We start from the raw sequence: 18,450 nt of genomic DNA on the forward strand, positions 1-18,450 counted from the left end.
GTTTCGGGCGGGTTCGGTTCCTGCCGGGTGTGCGGCCGCGCGGCGTGCGGTGTGCATGGCAGGATGAGGGCATCGCCGCCGAACGAGAGGATCGTCATGTCCCAGCCGGAGACCGTGGCCAGCGAGAAGAAGAACACATCCCTGCTGATCCGGGGAGCGATCTGGATCGCCATCGGCGCGCTGATCGCCGCGGCGCTCGTATGCGTCGTCTGGGTGCTGATCGGTGACCAGGACGGACTGATCGGACGGGCGTTCCTCACGATCGTCCTCTTCGCCGGGTTCGCGGGCATCGCGATCCTCGAGGCGAGTCTCGCCCCGAAGCGCCCGGACTGGCTCGCGCTGACGAGCATGGTCACGTGGATCATCGCGCTTATCGTCGGAGCCTTCAAGATCTGGCTTCCCGAGCAGGGCTACTACTTCGACGGCGCCGGACGCTTCTTCCAGCTGCTGCTGGTCGTGGGCATCCTGCAGCTCGCCCTGCTGCACGTGCGACTGTTCACCCCCGCGGCCTACCGCCACCCGAGCACGTTCAACCGGGTGATCCACATCGTCACGGTGGTACTGCTCGGAGCGCTCGTCGGGATGCTCGTGTTCTACCTCACCTTCCCCGACAGCTTCGACTACCCCGAACTCTACTGGCGCATCGTCACGGCTCTCACGATCCTCGCTGCGGTGGGCACCACCCTGGTGCCGTTGCTGAACGCGCTGTTCGCCCCGAAGAAGCCCGCCACCGCGGCTCCGCGCGCGGGCGCCCCGCTGGCCTGGCCGACCTACGCCGACGGCGTGACCCCGCTCCCCGCGCTGCCCGACGGTTCGCCCGACTGGAACGCGTACTACACGGGGCAGCCCACGCCGTTCCCTGCTCAGGCCGCCCTCCCGGCCGTTCCGGCGGTGCCTTTCCCCGTCGCGGCGGAGCCCCCCGCTCCGGCCACGGCGTACATGGATCCGCAGCGCGCCGTGCCGCAGCCTCAGTCGGCACAGCCCACGTGGCCTCAGCAGCCCCCGATGCCGCAGCAGTCGCCGACCACGCCGCCGCGTCCGGATGCGCCCGCGCAACACGAACCCACCCCGCCGACGGGATCGGCCCCGGGCGAGCCCGGATCGTTCCCGCCGCCGCCCGCACCGCTGCCCCCGCGATGAGTGCGGATACCCCCGTCGCTCTCCGCGACCTCGCGGTCGACGTGGCGCGCGAGGCGGGCGAGCTCGCACGACGGCGCCGACGCGAGGGAGTGCAGCTCGCGGCCACGAAGAGCTCTCTCGCCGACATCGTCACCGACGCCGACCGCGAGGTCGAGGCGCTCATCCGCGGTCGGCTGGCGGACGAGCGTCCGCAGGACGGCTTCCTCGGCGAGGAGTCCGACGCCTCCGCGGGCGAGAGCGGCATCACCTGGGTGGTCGACCCGATCGACGGAACGGTGAACTACGCCGCGGGGATCCCCGCCTACAACGTCAGCATCGCCGCCGTGCGCGGGGGAGCGGACCCGGCGACGTGGGAGTACCTCGCGGGTGCCGTGTTCGCCCCGGCTCTCGACGAGATGTTCTCGGCATCGCAGGGTGAGGGCGCCTGGCTCGACGGCGTCCGGCTCGAGGTGTCGGGGCAGAACGAGGCCGGCGCACTGCTCGCCACCGGGTTCGGGTACGACCCCGCCACCCATGACGGCGACATCGCCACCGTGCGACGGGTCATGCCGATCGCCCGCGATCTTCGGCGGATGGGGGCGGCCGCCCTCGACCTGGCCTACGTCGCGGCCGGCCGCCTCGACGGCTACTTCGAACGGGGACTCAAGCCCTGGGACTTCGCCGCCGGCGCCCTGCTCGTACGCGAGGCCGGGGGCATCGTCTCGCGGACCGATCTCGACACTCCCCGTCCCCTTGTCGTGGCCGGTGCCGCGGCGCTCCACGATGTGATCCTCGCGAGGATCACCCAAAGTTGAACGACTCATGGCTTTCCCAGCCGTCGCAGGGTAGGGTTTATGCGATCGTTACTTTCATCACCCGAAGGTGAAAGACCAGACGAACCCCCCCGAGCTTGACGTACGACCCCGAGAGAATCGTTTTGCCCTTCGAGAATCCCCAGGCTGAGTCCGCGCCCACGCGCCGCTCCAGTCGACTCCGCACTGCGGCCGTCGAGGCCCCCGCGGCGCGAGCGACGACGCACGCGACAGCATCCTCGTCCGAGCCCGCCGTCTCGCCGACCTCCCGCCGAGCCGCCCGTGAGCGGCTGATCGCCGCAGCCCTCGCCACCTCGGTGACCCCGCCGGCCGTCGTTCCCAATGAAGACGTCGTCGACGAGATCGAGAACGTCGGTGTGCTCGAGACGCCCAGTCCCGAGCCGACCGACGTCCCCGACGCCGAGACCGCGGCGCCCGTCGACGCCCCCGCTTCGGCGGAGAGCAGCCTCGTCGACGCGTTCGAGCAGGCATGCGCCGCTCTGCGCGGGTCGGCGTTCGACCCCGCCGCGACGACCTCGACCGATGCGCAGGTCGGCGGAGCGGACTCCACAGCGGCCGCGGATGAGCCCGCCGCCGCTCCTCGCGACGTCGTCTCGACCCCTCATGTCGCTCGTCGCCGCACCCGCCTCCGCAAGGCCGTCGCGCTCGGCGCCACCGTCGGGGTCATGGGGATCGCCGGACTCCTCGCCGTCTCGATGACCCTCCCCGCCGAGGCCGTCGCCGCCGTGCAGGGCACGACTTCCGCCTCGACGTCGCTGGTCGCCGCCGACACGAAGAAGGCTGCCGCCGACGACGAGATCCAGGCGTTCGTCACCTCGTCCGAGGTGAAGAACCAGACCCTCACGCGGTCCGACGCCTTCAGCACCATCTCGATGATCGACGTCGCTGCCGAGCAGGGCATCAACTACTCGAACGAGATCTTCACCAACGACCCCGAAGCCGCCATCCAGTGGCCGTTCCTCGTGGGCGTGGGTATGAGCTATGGCTACGGCATGCGCAGCGGCCGTCTGCACGAGGGAATCGACTTCGTGCCCGGCAACGGCGCCCCCGTCCAGGCGATCGCCGACGGCACGGTGCGCATCGCCACCGAGCAGGGTGGCGCGTACGGTGTCACCGTCTACATCGACCACGTCATCGACGGCGAGGTCATCACGAGCCACTACTCGCACATGCAGTACGGCTCGCTCCAGGTGCAGGCCGGCGACAAGGTCACCGTCGGCACGGTCATCGGAAAGACCGGCAACACCGGTCGTTCGTACGGCGCGCACATGCACTTCGAGCTCATCGTCAACGGTTCGACCATCGACCCGATGCCGTGGCTCAAGGCGAATGCCGGTCGATACGAGTACTGACCGACTCGATTTCATGAGGACGCCACAGTGATGGTATTCTCGTGTGGTTGCCCCGCGAGGGGCAGCACGCCCCGATAGCTCAGTGGCAGAGCACTTCCATGGTAAGGAAGGGGTCGTCAGTTCAATCCTGACTCGGGGCTCGCAGCAACCGCCTGCAGAACGCGGATGCGTCGCGGCAGGGTAGCTCAGCTGGTCAGAGCGCACGACTCATAATCGTGAGGTCGCGGGTTCAAGCCCCGCTCCTGCTACAGAATGAAACCCCCGGTTCCCCGGGGATTTTGTCGTATGCGCGTTCATCCTCAAGACGCGCATGGCGGCGACCTGGACGCCGCAGACCGAGGCATCGAGAGCACGTATCGCGACTGGCTGGCCAGGAGGGCGGCGCGATACAATGATGGTGCGGCGGGCACTAGCCCTCGGAGCCTGGCAGTCTTCCGGACGGTATGACGAGCCAGGCTCACGTGTCTCTACAGGCGGGTGATCCGAGATGCGACGACGGGTTCCACGCGACGAACCCAATCTCCGCCATTGGTGAAGCACCACGCGACGGCGTCGCTCACCCACAGCAACGGATGCTCATGCGGAGCGACGTGTCGGTATTGCATCTCAGACGAGCCCGCCCGGCGGATCGCGTCTGCGATCAGCCGGCGGTCCGCGCGCTCGAGAGACTCATCTCGTTCGATGATCAGCTGCGCCACGCCGGCGCGGACAGCCTCCTCGGAGAGAGCGCCGAGTGAGAGCGGCCGCGCCTCTCGGTCCGGACGCTGCGTGACGACCCACGCGGATACCCGCACGTCGAGAGTGCAGATACGCGAGAGGATCTGTCGGCGCCGACTATCGCTCTCGCTCTTGAAGTGGAGCCGTCGTTGGCCGGGCTTGAGCAGACCCCGAAGCACTCGCTCGGCTGGCTGGAGCTCCCCCGCCCCCACCGCAGTCGCCACGACGAAGTATCCCCGTGCTTTCGACTCGTCGACGAAGACGCGGTCAGCGGGGCGGAAGGTCACGAGTTCACCGTACGCCGGGCATCTGACGTGTTCATCGGCGGGCGCAGGGCCGCCGACCATCACTCCCGCTCGTCGGCCCGGGGCTCCTCCGTCTCCGGGGCATCCGCCGGGCTCTCGCCCGTGCGCGGACGGCTGAGGATCAGGATGCGCCGGAGGTGCATGGCGGCCAGGACGCCGGGGCCCATCGTGCGACCCGCGGCTCGGGTCGTCTCGTCGACGGCCTCCACGAGCTTGCGCACGGCGCGGGCCGCGTGACCGCGCGCACGATGCGCCTCGGGGGATTCCCGATCGTCGATGGCCAGAGCATCCGCCACCGCATGGCACGCGGCCGCGAGCGGGTGGGGGAGTGCCGGATCGAGGTCGATTGCGCCGGGGCGATCCCAGATCGTGTCGGCGATCGTCTCGGAGATGTCGCGGATCTGCTGCGAGATCCGGTCGAGCGCCTCGAGCTGCGCGTGCGCGTCGTCGGTGGAGGGGCGCCGGCGCCACGCTCTCGGATTCCCCCGCAGACTCTCGTCAGCCTCGACGAGCGCGGCGCGCACCGAGCGCGAGGTCTCGGCGAGAGAGACGGCGTCATCGGCCCACTGCTGCCTCTCCGGTGGCCACGAGTCGGTCACGGCCTCTCCGATGTCGTGCAGGTGCGACGAGAGGCGCGCGCGGAAGCTGTCCAACTGGGCCGCTGCCTGCGCGGTCAGCGGTGCCGGGGCGATCGCGAGGTTCACGATGAGGCCGATAACGACGCCGACCGACATCTGCGACAGGTAGCCGAGGGAGTAATCGTCGGCGTTCTGCCCGCCGATGATCAGCACGAACAGCGCCGCCATCGGGACGTACTCCTGACCGACGCCGAACCATCCCGTTCCCGAGACGAGTACTCCGAGCCCCACGACGAGGGGTATCGACCACCAGGTCGGACCGACGGTGAGCACGATGACGCTGGCGAGACCGATTCCGGCCGCCAACCCCAGAACCGTCTGGAGGCTCGACTTCGCCGAGCTCATCAGCGTGGGGTACATGCTCACGAGCGCCCCGAGGGGCGCGTAGTACGGGTACTCGTCGGCGACCCCCGGCATGTGCGGGGCGATGGTCCACGCGAGTCCCACGGCGATCGCGGTCTTGGCGACGAGCAGCAGTCGTGCGGGCTGCACCGCCGCGCGCACCCCCGAGGCGAAGGAGGGGAGGATTCGACGCATCAGCGGTGGCGGGACCCGCGCTCGCGCGGCGCTGGCGCAAGCCTCATCGGGCATGCCCCTCGGCGAGGAAGGCGAGCCGGTTGAGGGTCTCCGCGTTCCGGAACTTCAGCATGGGCGCCGTCAGGAAGCCCGGCACCAGCGTTGCCGGACCCTTCACCGGTTCCTCGTCGATACGAACCATCGACCCCTCACCCCACGGCCGCACGCGCAACGTGACGCGCGCCTCGCCGATCGGCCAGCCCTTCGCGCGGATCACCATGCGACGCGGCGGGTCCCACTCCTCCACGACTGTGCTGTCGTTGAGCAGCGCGGGCCAGACGCCCACCGAATGATGCAGCTTCGAGCCCACCTGGGGCCACGTCGCGTCGACGTCGCGCATGCGCGACGCGCCCACCACCCACGAGGGGTAGAGCCATCCGTTCTCGAGCACCGTGAAGACGTCGGCGGGGCGGCAGTCCATGGTTCGCACGTTCTTGGCCATGCCTCCCATCGTGCGGGGAGGCGGTCGCACACCCCAGGGGCTTGACGAACGGCGGGTCGGGCGTCAGGGAGGCCCCCGACCCGCCGTGCCAAGGATCAGAGCGCGCGCAGCCCCTCGGCGAGCGGCGTGGTCGGACGCCCGATGAGGCGGGAGAGCGTTCCGTCGCTGTCGGCGAGGGCTCCGGCGGCGATCCCGGCGTCGAGGGCCACGACGAAGCCGGCCGTGCCCTCGTCGAGCCCTGCCTCGGCGAGCACGGCGAGGTGCTCGTCGGGCGTGACGCGGCGGTACTCGACCGTAGCGCCGATCACCTCGGAGACCGCCGCGGCGAGCTCGTCGTAGTCCCACGCCACGTCGCCGCCCAGCTCGTAGACCTGTCCGATGTGCCCGTCGTCGAGCAGTACGACGGCGGCGGCCTCGGCGAAGTCGCGGCGGCTCGCGGAGGCGACGCGACCGTCGCCCACACTGGCCGCGAAGGTCCCCGTGGCGCGTGCCTGCTCGATGGTGCCGGCGTAGTTCTCGGTGTACCAGTTGTTGCGCAGGATCACCGCGGGGACTCCCGACGCCGAGATGAGCTCTTCGGTCGCCTTGTGCTCGGGGGCGAGCACCAGGTCGCTGGTCGTCGCCTTCGGGGCGCTCGTGTAGACGAGCTTGGTCACGCCGGCGGCGGCTGCCGCGTCGATCACCGCACGGTGCTGGTCGACGCGCCGACCGACCTCCGACCCCGAGATGAGAAGCACGCTGTCGACCCCGTGCAGCGCGTCCGTGATCGTGTCGGGTCGGTCGTAGTCGACGACGACCGCGCGCACCCCTCGGTCGGTGAGATCGGATGCCCGGTCGAGGTCGCGCACGCCGGCGACGATGTCGTCGGGGGTGGCGCCGCGAGCGAGGAGGCTGTCGATGACGAGGCGACCGAGGTGTCCGGTCGCGCCGGTGACGAGGATGGTCATGGGGTTCCTTTCGTAGGGATGACAGCATCCGTAACCGGCCGCCGTCGTCATACCTTCCGCCTCGGGGGTACCCACTTTGAAGTAAGGTACCCACATGACGGTCAGTTATGCGCAGATCCGGGAGAGCGTGCCCGCGATCTTCGAGCAGGGATGCAGCACGCGCGTCGTGCTCGACCACATCATGAGCAAATGGGGCGTGCTGGTGCTCTCCTCGCTGTCGGACGGCACACGGCGGTGGGGCGAGCTGCGCCGTGAGGTCGACGGCATCAGCGAGAAGATGCTCGCGTCGACACTGCGCACCCTGGCGGACGACGGCCTGGTGCACCGGGAGGCCTACCCGTCGGTGCCGCCGCACGTGGAATACAGTCTCACCCCGCTCGGCCGCGATCTGATGGAGCGCATGCTCCCCCTCATGGCGTGGGTGGCCGAGCACTCTGACGATATGCTGGGTCGTCGCTGAGACCTGCGGAATCCGTCGTCTGCGACCGATAGGGAAGCGGAATCAGTGGCGAAGAGAAAGTCATTGACGCGATAACAGCGATAGCCCTACTGTCTGAGCATGGCAGCAACGACGCCCATCCACTGGGAACGACCCGAGGGCAAAGGACTGGCGGCGGGGACACTGGGGCTTTGGGGATCGACCGTCATCGGTCTGGCATCCACGGCGCCCGTGTACTCGCTCGTGGCGACGCTCGGCTTCGTCGTGCTGGCGGTGGGAGCGCAGGCCCCGATCGCGTTCATCATCGCCTTCGTGCCGATGCTGCTCATCGCCTTCGCCTACCGCGAGCTGAACAACGCCGTCCCCGACTGCGGCACGACGTTCACCTGGGGCACCAAGGCGTTCGGCCCGTGGGTGGGGTGGATGGGCGGCTGGGGCGTCGCGGTCGCCGGCATGGTGGTGCTCGCGAACCTCGCGCAGATCGCCTCCGTCTACTTCTGGTCGCTGATCGGCCAGGATCTCGCGAACGACGACTGGCGCGTCGTCGTGGTCGCCGTCGCCTTCATCGCCGCCATGACCTGGGTCAGCTGGCGCGGGGTCGAGATCGGCGAACGCATCCAGAACATCCTGCTGGCGATCCAGTACCTGGCGCTGGCGATCTTCGTTGTCGCCGCGCTCTGGCAGTTCTTCGCCGGCACCGCCCCGAACCCCACGCCGTTCGACATCGAGTGGCTCAACCCGTTCGGTTTCTCCGACTGGTCCGGGTTCACCGAGGCCATCCTGCTGGCGCTGTTCATCTACTGGGGCTGGGACACCTGTCTCGCGCTCAACGAGGAGACGAAGGACCCGCAGCGCATCCCCGGCCGCGCCGCCCTGCTCACCACGGTCATCCTCCTCTTCACGTACGTGGGGGTGACGATTGCCGCGATGATGTACGCGGGACTCGGCGAAGACGGCACGGGCCTCGGCAACGAGGCGAACGCCGACGACTTCTTCCTCGCCATCAAAGACGGCCTCCTCGGTCCGTTCGGCTGGGTGCTGGTGGTCTCGGTGATCATCTCCGCCATCTCGTCGACCCAGACGACCATCCTGCCGACCGCCCGCGGCACGCTCGCGATGGGCGTGTATCGGGCCCTGCCCGCCCGGTTCAAGCAGGTGCACCCCGTCTATCGCACGCCCTCGTTCTCGACCATCGTGATGGGGGTCGTCGCGTCGCTCTACTACGTCGGAATGACGCTCATCAGCGACAACATCCTGCAGGACTCGATCCTGTCGCTCGGACTCGCGATCGCCTTCTACTACGCCATCACCGGTTTCGCGTGCGTCTGGTACTTCCGCGCAGACATCTTCCGCTCGGCGCGGGACTTCTTCTTCAAGGGGCTCTTCCCCCTCGTCGGCGGTCTGCTGCTGACCGGCGCGTTCGTGCAGTCGGCGATCGACATGTGGGACGTGGACTACGGCTACACGGTGCTCTTCGGAATCGGCGGCACGTTCGTGATCGGCATCGGGTCGCTCGCGATCGGCCTCGTGCTGATGGTGCTCTGGTACCTCTTCCCGCGGTCGAAGCGGTTCTTCCGCGGCGAGAGCCTCAACCGCGACACGCAGGTGATGGTGCCGGACGAGCCGGCGGCGACGATCCGATCGATCGACGGCGGCATCTGACGCGCACGACGGCCGGCAGCGGTGTCCTAGGCTGGCTGTCGTGCGCATCCGGCTCGACATCGCCTACGACGGCACGCATTTCCGCGGCTGGGCTCGGCAGCCCGCGCTGCGCACCGTGCAGGGCACGATCGAGGATGCCCTGGCGCGCATCGTCGGATCCGAGACGCGGCTCGTGGTCGCCGGCCGCACCGACGCCGGCGTCCACGCCTCCGGCCAGGTCGCCCATGTCGACCTCGACGAGGCCCAGTGGGAACGCCTCGCCTCACGGCACGGTCGCGTCACCGCCGACCCCGCGGCCTCTCTCGCGGGGCGCATCCGCGGGGTGCTCGGCGCCTATCCCGATGTGACGGTGCACCGCAGTGCGCGCGCCGCCGAGGGGTTCGACGCCCGCTTCTCGGCGGTGTGGCGACGCTACCGCTACCGCCTCGCCGACGATGTCGCCGGGTTCGATCCCCTCCGACGGCTCGACACCACCACGATTCGCGGGCGGCTCGACGTCGACGCGATGGATGCCGCGGCCCGCACCCTCATCGGCCTCCACGACTTCGCCGCCTACTGCAAGCCCCGTGAAGAGGCCACGACCATCCGCACGCTCCTCGACTACCGGTGGACGCGCGACCACGACGGCGTGCTCGTGGCCGAGGTGAAGGCCGACGCCTTCTGCCACAGCATGGTGCGGGCCCTGGTGGGGGCGTGCGCCGCGGTCGGCGAGGGGCGCCTCGACGTCGATGACCTCGTCGTGCTGCGCGACGCGCTCACCCGCACGAGCGAATTCAAGGTGCTCGCCGCCCGCGGGCTCACTCTGACGGAAGTCGGGTACCCCGCCGACGACCTGCTCGCCACCCGCGCGGAGCAGACCCGCGCTCGCCGCGACCGCGAGGGCTCCGACGCATGAACGCGCGCATCGTCGAGGTGTCGTCTCCGGGGTGGACGTTCTGGCGCGCGTGCCTCGACACCGGGATCGGTCTGATCGTCGGCTCGCTGTACGCGTTCATCGGCATCCTGATCATCGCGATCGTGGGGGAGGAGGCGCTCGGGGCGCTGTATCGGGAGGTCGACCTCGACCCGGTCTTCCGCGCGGGCATGGGGGTGATCGTGGTCGTCTGGGCGACGCTCGCCCTCGTCGTGCCACCGATCTTCGTGGCGGAGCGCTTCGCAGCGTTCCGCGCCGTCGAGCGCGCTGCGCTCGCCGACCCCGACGGCATCCCGCCGAAAGAACTCCGCCAGGCGCTCGCCAAGGCGCCGGCGGCGCAGCTCGAGTCGATGGGGGCGATCACGTCGTGGTGTCTCGGCGGTCTCGGTGCCCTCTTCCTCATCGCACTTCTCGTGACCGATCTGCGTGACGACGCGGTGGCCTGGTCCGCGTTCGGCGTGATCGTCGCCCTGACCGTCGTGCAGGTGGCGCTGAGTTCGCTCGGTCACCGCCTCCGTCGTCGGAGCGAGGAACGGGCGACGTCGCAGCACGAACGCTGGAAGCGGCTCGCCCCGCTCGTCGACGAGGCGGATGCCCGGCGGCGCGATGCGGCCCCCGCGGCGGACCTCCCCCGCGTGCTGACCGTGCCGAGCGCCCGCGTGAGCGCCCGCATCGTCTTCTTCGCCGTCGTCGCCCTGGTCGTCTCGCTGGGGGCGTTCATCGTCTCGGTCTACATCCGGCAGCAGTGCCGGTACTGCGACCCGATCTCGTACGTCGAGCCGATCGAGCGCGGCATCGACGTCCTGAGTCTGGCGAGCGGCATCGCTCTCGCCTGCTGCGCGTTGGTCGGCGTGGTGCTCTGGACCAGCGCAGTGATGCTGCGACGGCTCCGAGAGCGTTCGTTGGCGCGCTGGTCGCGAGACGGCGGGGTCCGTCGGGTCGACGTCGAGGTCGTTACCTCGGTCGTCACCGGTGCCAGGGCGCTCGTCCGGGTGCAGCGAGCCGCCGCGGCCGCGGGCGCGGCGATGCTGGTGCTGGCGCTCGCGTCGCGCACGGCGGAGTCGAGCCTGCTCGACGCCGACGTCCTCGCGCTCACGGCCGGCGTCATCATCCCGCTGGGGCTCGCGGTCGGGGCAGCGGATGCGGCGTCACGGCGTCGCGAGCGGCAGGGTGTGAGAGACGCGTGCGCGCCCGGCGACGTCCCGCACCCGGTGGGGCACGGCGGATCAGCCCGAACGAAGAAGGCCCGGTCGGGCCGTAGGGCCTAGTCCACTCGCGGTCCGCGGCGCAACCCGGAGCCCGCCCACAGCGCGGCGGAGTAGCGTGTCGGGAGTCATGAAGGTCATCTCGTACAACCTCCGGAAGCACCGCGCCGCGGGCGAGCTCGCCGAGCTCGTCGCCGAGCACGATCCCGACATCCTGTGCCTGCAGGAGTGCGACGTGGTTCACCTGCCCGACCGCATCGACGGGCTCGCCCTCGCCGACGCGACGCAGGGCAATCGTCTCGGGCTCGCCCTCTACTACCGGGCGAGCAGCTTCCGCGTGCAGGAGATGCGCGCGATCGGACTGAAGAAATCCCTGCACGACCGCATGCTCAAGCCCGCGCACGAGCGCGTCCTCGGAGCGCGCCTCACCGACATCGACGAGGGGCGCGACTTCATCGTCGCCTCGTTCCACGCGGCCCCGCTCACCGCCCTCAACTCGCTGCGCCGACACCAGATCCGCGCCGCGTTGACGGCCCTCGCCGAGCTCGGCGATGGACTGCCGCAGTTGATGGTGGGCGACTACAACTACCCGGTGTTCAAGGAGAACCTCGGGCAGGCCGTGCGCGAGCAGGGGTACGCGCTCACGCTCAGCGACGACCACACCTACACGCGCTATCGCGTCTTCCGCGGGCACTACGACTTCGCCACATCGGTCGGGTTCGAGATCGACCGCATCACCACGCTTCCGCAGCGCAGCAGCGATCACCGACCGATCCTGGTGTCGGTGCGCCCGAACTGACCGGCGCGACGACGACCCGGCGCGCGTCGAGGCGGGGTTTGGCGTCGGGGTGAGAGTGGCGTATGCTGTCTCTTTGGTGCCTGTCCGTTCCGACGTGGCGGCGCCGTCCGAACGTGAGCCCTCCACTGGCGTGTTCCTCCCTCTCGGGAAGAACCACCCCGGAGTGGGATTCACGAACTCCTCCGTTCGACACAAGAAAGCAGCACTATCGTGACGCGCACTTACACCCCGAAGGCCGGCGAGGTCCAGCGTGACTGGGTCGTCATCGACGCCACCGACGTCGTTCTCGGCCGTCTCGCCTCGCACGCGGCAACGCTCCTGCGTGGCAAGCACAAGCCCACCTTCGCCAACCACATCGACTCGGGTGACTTCGTCATCATCGTGAACGCCGAGAAGGTGGCGCTCACCGGTCAGAAGCTCCAGAAGAAGCTGGCCTACCGCCACTCGGGCTACCCGGGCGGCCTCAAGTCGGTCACCTACGCCGAGCTCCTCGAGAAGAACCCGGTCCGCGCTGTGGAGAAGGCCATCCGTGGCATGCTCCCGAAGAACAGCCTCGGCCGCCAGCAGCTGTCGAAGCTGAAGGTGTACGTCGGTGCCGAGCACCCGCACGCCGCGCAGCAGCCCCAGCCGTACACCCTCGACCAGGTCGCCCAGTAAGCGCCGTACAGACTTAAGGACATACTCGTGGCTGACATCCAGGACACCACTTCCCAGAACTACTCGACGTCGACCCCCGAGACCGACGCGGCCGAGGCGGCTCCCCGCCCCGTGCTCAGCGTCCCGGGTGCCGCTGTCGGCCGTCGCAAGCAGGCCATCGCCCGCGTGCGTCTGGTCCCCGGCTCCGGCACGATCACGGTCAACGGCCGCACGATCGAGGACTACTTCCCGAACAAGCTGCACCAGCAGCTGATCAACGACCCGTTCACGGTGCTCAACCTCGCCGGCGGCTACGACGTCATCGCGCGCATCTCGGGTGGTGGCCCCTCGGGCCAGGCCGGCGCGCTGCGTCTCGGCATCGCTCGTGCCCTCAACGGCATCGACGCGGAGAACAACCGTCCGACCCTGAAGAAGGCCGGCTTCCTCTCCCGTGACGCTCGCGTCAAGGAGCGCAAGAAGGCCGGTCTCAAGAAGGCCCGTAAGGCGCCTCAGTACTCGAAGCGTTAAGGTCCACTGCTCCGATGCCGATCTTTGGCACGGACGGCGTGCGAGGGCTTGCCAATGGCATCCTCACCGCCGACCTGGCGCTCACCCTGGCCCAGGCGACTGCTGTCGTCCTGGGCCAGGGCCGTACTGCGGAGACACGCAAAGCCGAGGGCAAGCGTCTCACCGCAGTCGTGGCACGAGACCCTCGGGTCTCCGGCCACTTCCTCACGGCCGCTGTCGCGGCAGGTCTCGCCTCCTCGGGAGTCGATGTGCTCGAGGCCGGGGTCATCCCGACTCCCGCGCTCGCATTCCTCGTCGGTGATCGCGACGCCGATTTCGGCGTGATGATCTCCGCGTCGCACAACGCGGCGCCCGACAACGGCATCAAGATCTTCGCGCGCGGCGGTGTGAAGCTGCCCGACGTCGTCGAGCAGCGCATCGAAGCAGCGATGGATGGCGACAAGCTGCGTCCGACCGGCGAGGGCGTCGGTCGCATCGACCGGTTCTCGGATGCCGAGGACCGCTACGTCGTGCACCTGCTCGGTTCGCTCCCGCATCGTCTCGACGGCATCAAGGTCGTGCTCGACTGCGCCCACGGCGCGGCTTCGGGCGTCTCGCCCGAGACGTTCCGCGACGCGGGCGCCGAGGTGACGGTGATCGGTGCCGAGCCCGACGGCTTGAACATCAACGACGGCGTCGGCTCGACGCACCTCGACAACCTCGCGGAGGCCGTGGTGCGCCTCGGCGCCGACATCGGCATCGCACACGACGGTGACGCCGACCGCTGCCTCGCGGTCGACGCCGACGGCAACGTCATCGACGGCGATCAGATCATGGCGATCCTCGCCGTCTCGATGAAGGAGCGCGGCCGACTCACCGACGACACCCTGGTGGCGACGGTGATGAGCAACCTCGGTCTGCACGTCGCGATGCGCGAGCACGGCATCACCGTGCGCCAGACCGCGGTGGGCGACCGTTACGTGCTCGAAGACATGAACGCCGGCGGTTTCGCGCTGGGCGGCGAACAGTCGGGGCACGTCATCATGAGCGAGTATGCGACCACCGGTGACGGTCTGCTGACCGGACTCCACCTGGTGGCCGAGATGGCGCGGCAGAAGAAGTCGCTCGCCGAGCTCGCGTCGATCATGACGGTGTACCCGCAGGTCCTGGTGAACGTGCGAGGCGTCGACAAGGACCGCGTGGCCGAGGACGAGGCCGTGCAGGCCGCGGTGCGCGAGGTCGAGACCGAGCTCGGCGACACCGGTCGGGTGCTTTTGCGCAAGTCGGGGACCGAACCGCTCGTCCGCGTGATGGTCGAGGCCGCCGACGCGGAGTCGGCCCAGGCATACGCCGACCGGCTGTCCGACGTGGTGCGCGACCGCCTCGCGCTCTGACCGATACGTCGTCACGGATCCCGTCGTCCACCGCTCCCGTCTTCGGAGAAGCGGCGGACGGCGGGATTCCGCGTATCCGGAGTGGGCGGGTCTCAGCCGCGCTCGGCGGCGAGCTGCTCGATGTACCGCAGCAGCACGCCCTCACGGAGCGCCCACGGCGACACTTCGAGCTCGTCGACGCGCAGCGCCGTCATGGCGGCGTGCAATGCCACCGCGGCGGCGACGATCTGGAACGTGCGGTCGGGGGTGATCCCGGGGAGCTCCTGGCGCGCTGACGCGGGCAGGCGGGCGAGTCGGGGGATCCACGACCCGAGCTCGGCCCGGGGGAGGAGCATCCGCTCCGATCCGGACCACCCAGGGGCCGGATACCCGACCAGTCGCGCGAGGGAGCGGATGGCCTTGGACGACCCCGCCACGTGGTCGGGGCGCCGTAGCGCGGCGAACTGCGGGAGGACCGGTTCGAGGGTGGTCATGGCATGAGCGCGCAGGCGCTCGACATCGTCCTCGCCGGGCGGGTCGTTCGGCAGGAACTCGACGGTCATGCGCCCGGCACCGAGAGGGACGGATGCTGCGGCATCCGGGAGCTCCTCGCCGCCGGCCGCGATCTCGAGCGAGCCGCCGCCGATGTCGAGCAGCAGGATCTGCCCGGCCGACCATCCCAGCCACCGTCGGACGGCCAGGAAGGTCAGCTCCGCCTCGGTCTCCCCGGAGAGCACCTGCAGCGGTCGGCCGAGCGCCTGCTCGATCCGCCGGATCACCTCGGGGCCGTTGGTCGCTTCCCGGACGGCGCTGGTGGCGGTCGCGAGCAGTGCATCGACCCGCTGCTCCTCGGCGACGCGACGCGCGTGCGCGACCGCCGCTTCAAGGGCCCGCACACCGTCTTCGGCGATCGTCCCGTCGGGGGTGAGGTAGCGCATGAGGCGGAGCACCGTCCGGTCGCTCGTCGTGGCGAGCGGGCGTCCGCCGGGGCGCACGTCGGCGGCGAGCATATGGACGGTGTTCGAACCGATGTCGAGGACTCCCAGGCGCACGGGTCGAGACTACTCCCGCGCCACTAGCATGGTGGGGTGACCACCGTCGACCCCACGAAGCCGCTGTCGCCGTATCGGGAGATCGGCCGCTCCGAGTGGGCGAGGCTCGCCGCCGACCTCGACCAGCCGCTCAGTGAGACCGAGGTGGTCGAGATCCGTGGGATCGGCGATCGACTCAGTCTCGACGAGGTGCGCGAGGTCTACCTGCCCCTCAGCCGCCTGCTCAGCCTCTATGCGACGTCGACCAAGCAGCTGGGTGCGGCCACCAGTTCGTTCCTGCAGGAGGACGACAGCACCACCCCGTTCGTGGTGGGCGTGGCCGGGTCGGTCGCGGTGGGCAAGTCGACCATCGCGCGTCTGCTGCGCGAGCTGATGAGCCGCTGGCCGGGCACGCCCCGGGTCGAGCTGGTGACGACGGACGGCTTCCTCTACCCCAACGCTGAACTCGAGCGGCGCGGGCTCATGGAGCGCAAAGGCTTCCCCGAGTCGTACGACCGGAGGGCGCTGCTGCAGTTCCTCACGGAGGTGAAGAGCGGCGCCCCTGAGGTGCGCGCGCCGTTCTACTCGCACATGCGATACGACATCGTGCCGGACGCGCACGTCGTGGTGCGGCGGCCCGACGTCGTCATCGTCGAGGGCCTCAACGTGCTGCAGCCGCCGCCGGCGCCCAACGACGTGGCCGTGAGCGACCTCTTCGACTTCTCGATCTTCGTCGATGCAGACGCCGACCACATCGCGAACTGGTACGTCGAGCGCTTCCTCGCCCTGCGTCAGGGGGCGTTCAGCAACCCGTCGTCGTACTTCAACGTGTTCGCGCACCTCACCGACGAGGAGGCGGTGGCCACGGCGCTCGGGTACTGGAACGAGATCAACATGCCCAACCTGGTCGAGAACGTCATGCCCACGCGGCATCGCGCCCGGCTGGTGCTGCGCAAGGGACCGGACCACGCCGTCGAGAGTGTGATGCTGCGCAAGCTGTGAGATGCGGTGGCGGATTGTTTGGACCGCTTGCAAATAACGACGCTTACTCTTGATCCCATGTGTGGAATCGTCGGATACGTGGGGCCGCGCCCCAGCCAGGACATCCTTCTCGCCGGGCTCGCCCGTCTCGAGTACCGCGGATACGATTCCGCGGGCATCGCCGTCATCGATGAGGACGGCGCGCTGGGCATGCGCAAGAAGGCCGGGAAGCTGAACGCTCTGCGCGACTCGCTCGCCGACGCCTCGCTCGCCGACGGCAGGACGGGCATCGGCCACACGCGGTGGGCCACGCACGGTGGCCCCACCGACGTCAACGCCCACCCCCACCTCGCCGACGACGACAAGCTCGCCGTGATCCACAACGGCATCATCGAGAACTTCGCGGCCCTGCGTGCCGAGCTCGCCGCCGAGGGCGTCGCCTTCCGCAGCGAGACGGACACCGAGGTCGCGGCGGCCCTGCTGGGCCGCGAGTACGCCGGCAACGGGGGAGACCTCGAACTGGCGTTCCGCAGCGTCGTCAACCGCCTCGAGGGTGCGTTCACGCTCCTCGCCGTTCACCAGGACCACCCGAATCTCGTCGTGGGTGCCCGCCGCAACTCGCCGCTCGTTATCGGGCTCGGCGAGGGCGAGAACTTCCTCGGCTCCGACGTGGCGGCCTTCGTCGAGCACACCCGCAAGGCCCTCGCCATCGGCCAGGACCAGATCGTCTCGATCACCCCGGATGCCGTCACCGTCGTCGACTTCGCCGGAACCGCCGTGCAGCCCGAGCCGTTCGAGGTGTCGTGGGATGCGGCCGCAGCCGAGAAGGGCGGATGGCCCAGCTTCATGGCGAAGGAGGTCGCCGAGCAGCCCGAGGCCGTCGCGAACACCATTCGCGGACGCATCCACGAGGGCAGCGTCGTCATCCCGGAACTCGACGGTCTCGACGAGCTCTTCCTCGGCATCAACCGCGTCATCATCACCGCCTGCGGCACCGCCTCGTACGCGGCGCTCGTGGGCAAGTACGCTATCGAGCAGTGGGCCCGCGTCGCGGTCGACGTCGAGCTCGCCCACGAGTTCCGCTACCGCGACCCGGTGATCGGCGCCGACACCCTCGTCGTGTCGATCAGCCAGTCCGGCGAGACCATGGACACGCTCATGGCGGTCAAGTACGCGCGCGAGCGCGGAGCGCGCACGCTGTCGATCTGCAACACCCAGGGCGCCACCATCCCGCGCGAGTCGGATGCGGTCGTCTACACGCACGCCGGCCCCGAGGTCGCCGTCGCGTCGACCAAGGCCTTCTCGGCCCAGATCACCGCTTTGCTGCTGCTCGGCCTGCACATGGGTCGTGTCCGCGGCGCGGTCGCCGACGCCTCGGTCGACGTGGCCGAGCTGGCTGCCCTTCCCGAGAAGATCGCCCAGGTGCTCGCCGAGGAGAACGACCACGTCAGCCAGCTCGCCAGCTGGATGGCCGACACCCGTTCGGTGCTGTTCCTCGGTCGCCACGTGGGCTACCCGATCGCGCTCGAGGGTGCGCTCAAGCTCAAGGAGATCTCGTACATCCACGCGGAGGGCTTCGCCGCGGGCGAGCTCAAGCACGGCCCGATCGCGCTGATCGAGCCGGGGCAGCCCGTCTTCGTGCTGGTGCCGTCGCCGCGTCACTCCGCGCTCGTGCACTCCAAGGTCGTCTCGAACATCCAGGAGATCCGCGCCCGCGGCGCCCGGGTAATCGTGATCGCGGAAGAGGGCGACGCCGCCGTGCTGCCCTTCGCCGACGAGGTGATCCACATCCCGCTCGCGGGGCCGATGTTCGAGCCGCTGCTGGCCGTCGTGCCGCTGCAGATCTTCGCCATGGCTCTCGCCACCGCGAAGGGTCTCGACGTCGACCAGCCGCGCAACCTCGCCAAGTCCGTCACGGTCGAGTGATGCGGTCGCGGCGCGCTCGGGTGCACCGGCGCGCCGCGACTAGGCTGGA

18 protein-coding genes and 2 tRNA genes are annotated in these 18,450 nt (G+C 69.5%); 15 read left to right on the top strand and 5 right to left on the bottom strand.

Features of this window, described 5'->3' with window-relative positions:
• The first annotated feature begins 96 nt into the window (after positions 1-96).
• From RWS82_RS00970 to RWS82_RS00990, 5 genes are all read left to right on the top strand, one after another.
• Positions 97-1,140, top strand: a complete 1,044-nt coding sequence (locus tag RWS82_RS00970; RefSeq protein ID WP_314645937.1) for a hypothetical protein — start codon at positions 97-99, stop codon at positions 1,138-1,140.
• Positions 1,137-1,934 (top strand): inositol monophosphatase family protein, encoded by a 798-nt coding sequence (locus tag RWS82_RS00975; RefSeq protein ID WP_314645938.1) that lies wholly within the window; start codon positions 1,137-1,139, stop codon positions 1,932-1,934. The genes RWS82_RS00970 and RWS82_RS00975 overlap by 4 nt, the downstream gene beginning before the upstream one ends.
• A gap of 122 nt (positions 1,935-2,056) precedes the next feature.
• Positions 2,057-3,304, top strand: coding sequence for a M23 family metallopeptidase (locus RWS82_RS00980; RefSeq protein WP_314645940.1), 1,248 nt, complete (start codon positions 2,057-2,059; stop codon positions 3,302-3,304).
• Between the two features lie 68 nt (positions 3,305-3,372).
• Positions 3,373-3,444 (top strand) — tRNA-Thr (locus tag RWS82_RS00985).
• A 34-nt stretch (positions 3,445-3,478) separates the two neighbouring features.
• Positions 3,479-3,552 (top strand) — tRNA-Met (locus RWS82_RS00990).
• Positions 3,553-3,771: 219 nt separating this feature from the next.
• Here RWS82_RS00990 and RWS82_RS00995 read toward each other — a convergent pair.
• From RWS82_RS00995 to RWS82_RS01010, 4 genes are all read right to left on the bottom strand, one after another.
• Positions 3,772-4,308, bottom strand: a complete 537-nt coding sequence (locus RWS82_RS00995) for a hypothetical protein (RefSeq protein WP_314645941.1) — start codon at positions 4,306-4,308, stop codon at positions 3,772-3,774.
• A gap of 59 nt (positions 4,309-4,367) precedes the next feature.
• Positions 4,368-5,501: an aromatic acid exporter family protein gene (locus RWS82_RS01000; protein WP_314645944.1), complete on the bottom strand. Its 1,134-nt coding sequence runs from the start codon at positions 5,499-5,501 to the stop codon at positions 4,368-4,370.
• A gap of 43 nt (positions 5,502-5,544) precedes the next feature.
• Positions 5,545-5,982 (bottom strand): SRPBCC family protein, encoded by a 438-nt coding sequence (locus RWS82_RS01005; RefSeq protein WP_314645946.1) that lies wholly within the window; start codon positions 5,980-5,982, stop codon positions 5,545-5,547.
• Between the two features lie 95 nt (positions 5,983-6,077).
• Positions 6,078-6,929: an SDR family oxidoreductase gene (locus tag RWS82_RS01010; RefSeq protein ID WP_314645947.1), complete on the bottom strand. Its 852-nt coding sequence runs from the start codon at positions 6,927-6,929 to the stop codon at positions 6,078-6,080.
• Positions 6,930-7,023: 94 nt separating this feature from the next.
• Here RWS82_RS01010 and RWS82_RS01015 point away from each other — a divergent pair, with 94 nt between their 5' ends.
• The 8 genes from RWS82_RS01015 (at position 7,024) to glmM (ending at position 14,484) form a co-directional block, all read left to right on the top strand.
• Positions 7,024-7,389, top strand: coding sequence for a helix-turn-helix domain-containing protein (locus tag RWS82_RS01015; RefSeq protein WP_314645948.1), 366 nt, complete (start codon positions 7,024-7,026; stop codon positions 7,387-7,389).
• 99 nt (positions 7,390-7,488) lie between these two features.
• Positions 7,489-9,030 (top strand): APC family permease, encoded by a 1,542-nt coding sequence (locus tag RWS82_RS01020; protein WP_314645950.1) that lies wholly within the window; start codon positions 7,489-7,491, stop codon positions 9,028-9,030.
• 40 nt (positions 9,031-9,070) lie between these two features.
• Positions 9,071-9,925 carry a tRNA pseudouridine(38-40) synthase TruA gene (truA, locus tag RWS82_RS01025; RefSeq protein WP_314645952.1) on the top strand — a complete coding sequence of 285 codons (855 nt, stop codon included), beginning with the start codon at positions 9,071-9,073 and terminating at the stop codon, positions 9,923-9,925.
• A complete protein-coding gene (locus RWS82_RS01030; RefSeq protein ID WP_314645953.1) occupies positions 9,922-11,211 on the top strand; it encodes a hypothetical protein in 1,290 nt (429 codons plus the stop codon). Before truA ends, RWS82_RS01030 begins: the two co-directional genes overlap by 4 nt.
• Before the next feature lie 67 nt (positions 11,212-11,278).
• The gene (locus RWS82_RS01035) at positions 11,279-11,947 is read left to right on the top strand and encodes an endonuclease/exonuclease/phosphatase family protein (RefSeq protein WP_314645958.1); all 669 of its coding nucleotides are present in this window, start codon (positions 11,279-11,281) and stop codon (positions 11,945-11,947) included.
• A gap of 210 nt (positions 11,948-12,157) precedes the next feature.
• Positions 12,158-12,604 carry a 50S ribosomal protein L13 gene (gene rplM, locus RWS82_RS01040; RefSeq protein ID WP_102194388.1) on the top strand — a complete coding sequence of 149 codons (447 nt, stop codon included), beginning with the start codon at positions 12,158-12,160 and terminating at the stop codon, positions 12,602-12,604.
• Positions 12,605-12,631: 27 nt separating this feature from the next.
• Positions 12,632-13,111 carry a 30S ribosomal protein S9 gene (gene rpsI, locus RWS82_RS01045; protein ID WP_314645961.1) on the top strand — a complete coding sequence of 160 codons (480 nt, stop codon included), beginning with the start codon at positions 12,632-12,634 and terminating at the stop codon, positions 13,109-13,111.
• Between the two features lie 14 nt (positions 13,112-13,125).
• A complete protein-coding gene (glmM, locus tag RWS82_RS01050; protein ID WP_314645964.1) occupies positions 13,126-14,484 on the top strand; it encodes a phosphoglucosamine mutase in 1,359 nt (452 codons plus the stop codon).
• A 92-nt stretch (positions 14,485-14,576) separates the two neighbouring features.
• On the opposite strand, the gene RWS82_RS01055 is transcribed toward glmM, so the two are convergent.
• Positions 14,577-15,515 carry a Ppx/GppA family phosphatase gene (locus RWS82_RS01055; protein WP_314645965.1) on the bottom strand — a complete coding sequence of 313 codons (939 nt, stop codon included), beginning with the start codon at positions 15,513-15,515 and terminating at the stop codon, positions 14,577-14,579.
• A 36-nt stretch (positions 15,516-15,551) separates the two neighbouring features.
• Between RWS82_RS01055 and coaA the strand changes: the two genes are divergently transcribed.
• Both coaA and glmS read left to right on the top strand, forming a co-directional pair.
• The gene (gene coaA / locus RWS82_RS01060; protein WP_314645966.1) at positions 15,552-16,496 is read left to right on the top strand and encodes a type I pantothenate kinase; all 945 of its coding nucleotides are present in this window, start codon (positions 15,552-15,554) and stop codon (positions 16,494-16,496) included.
• Positions 16,497-16,553: 57 nt separating this feature from the next.
• Entirely contained in the window at positions 16,554-18,401 is a 1,848-nt protein-coding gene (glmS, locus tag RWS82_RS01065) for a glutamine--fructose-6-phosphate transaminase (isomerizing) (protein WP_314645967.1), read from the top strand.
• Positions 18,402-18,450: the final 49 nt, after the last annotated feature.

The organism is uncultured Microbacterium sp., assembly GCF_963528945.1.
Classification (GTDB): Bacteria; Actinomycetota; Actinomycetes; order Actinomycetales; family Microbacteriaceae; genus Microbacterium.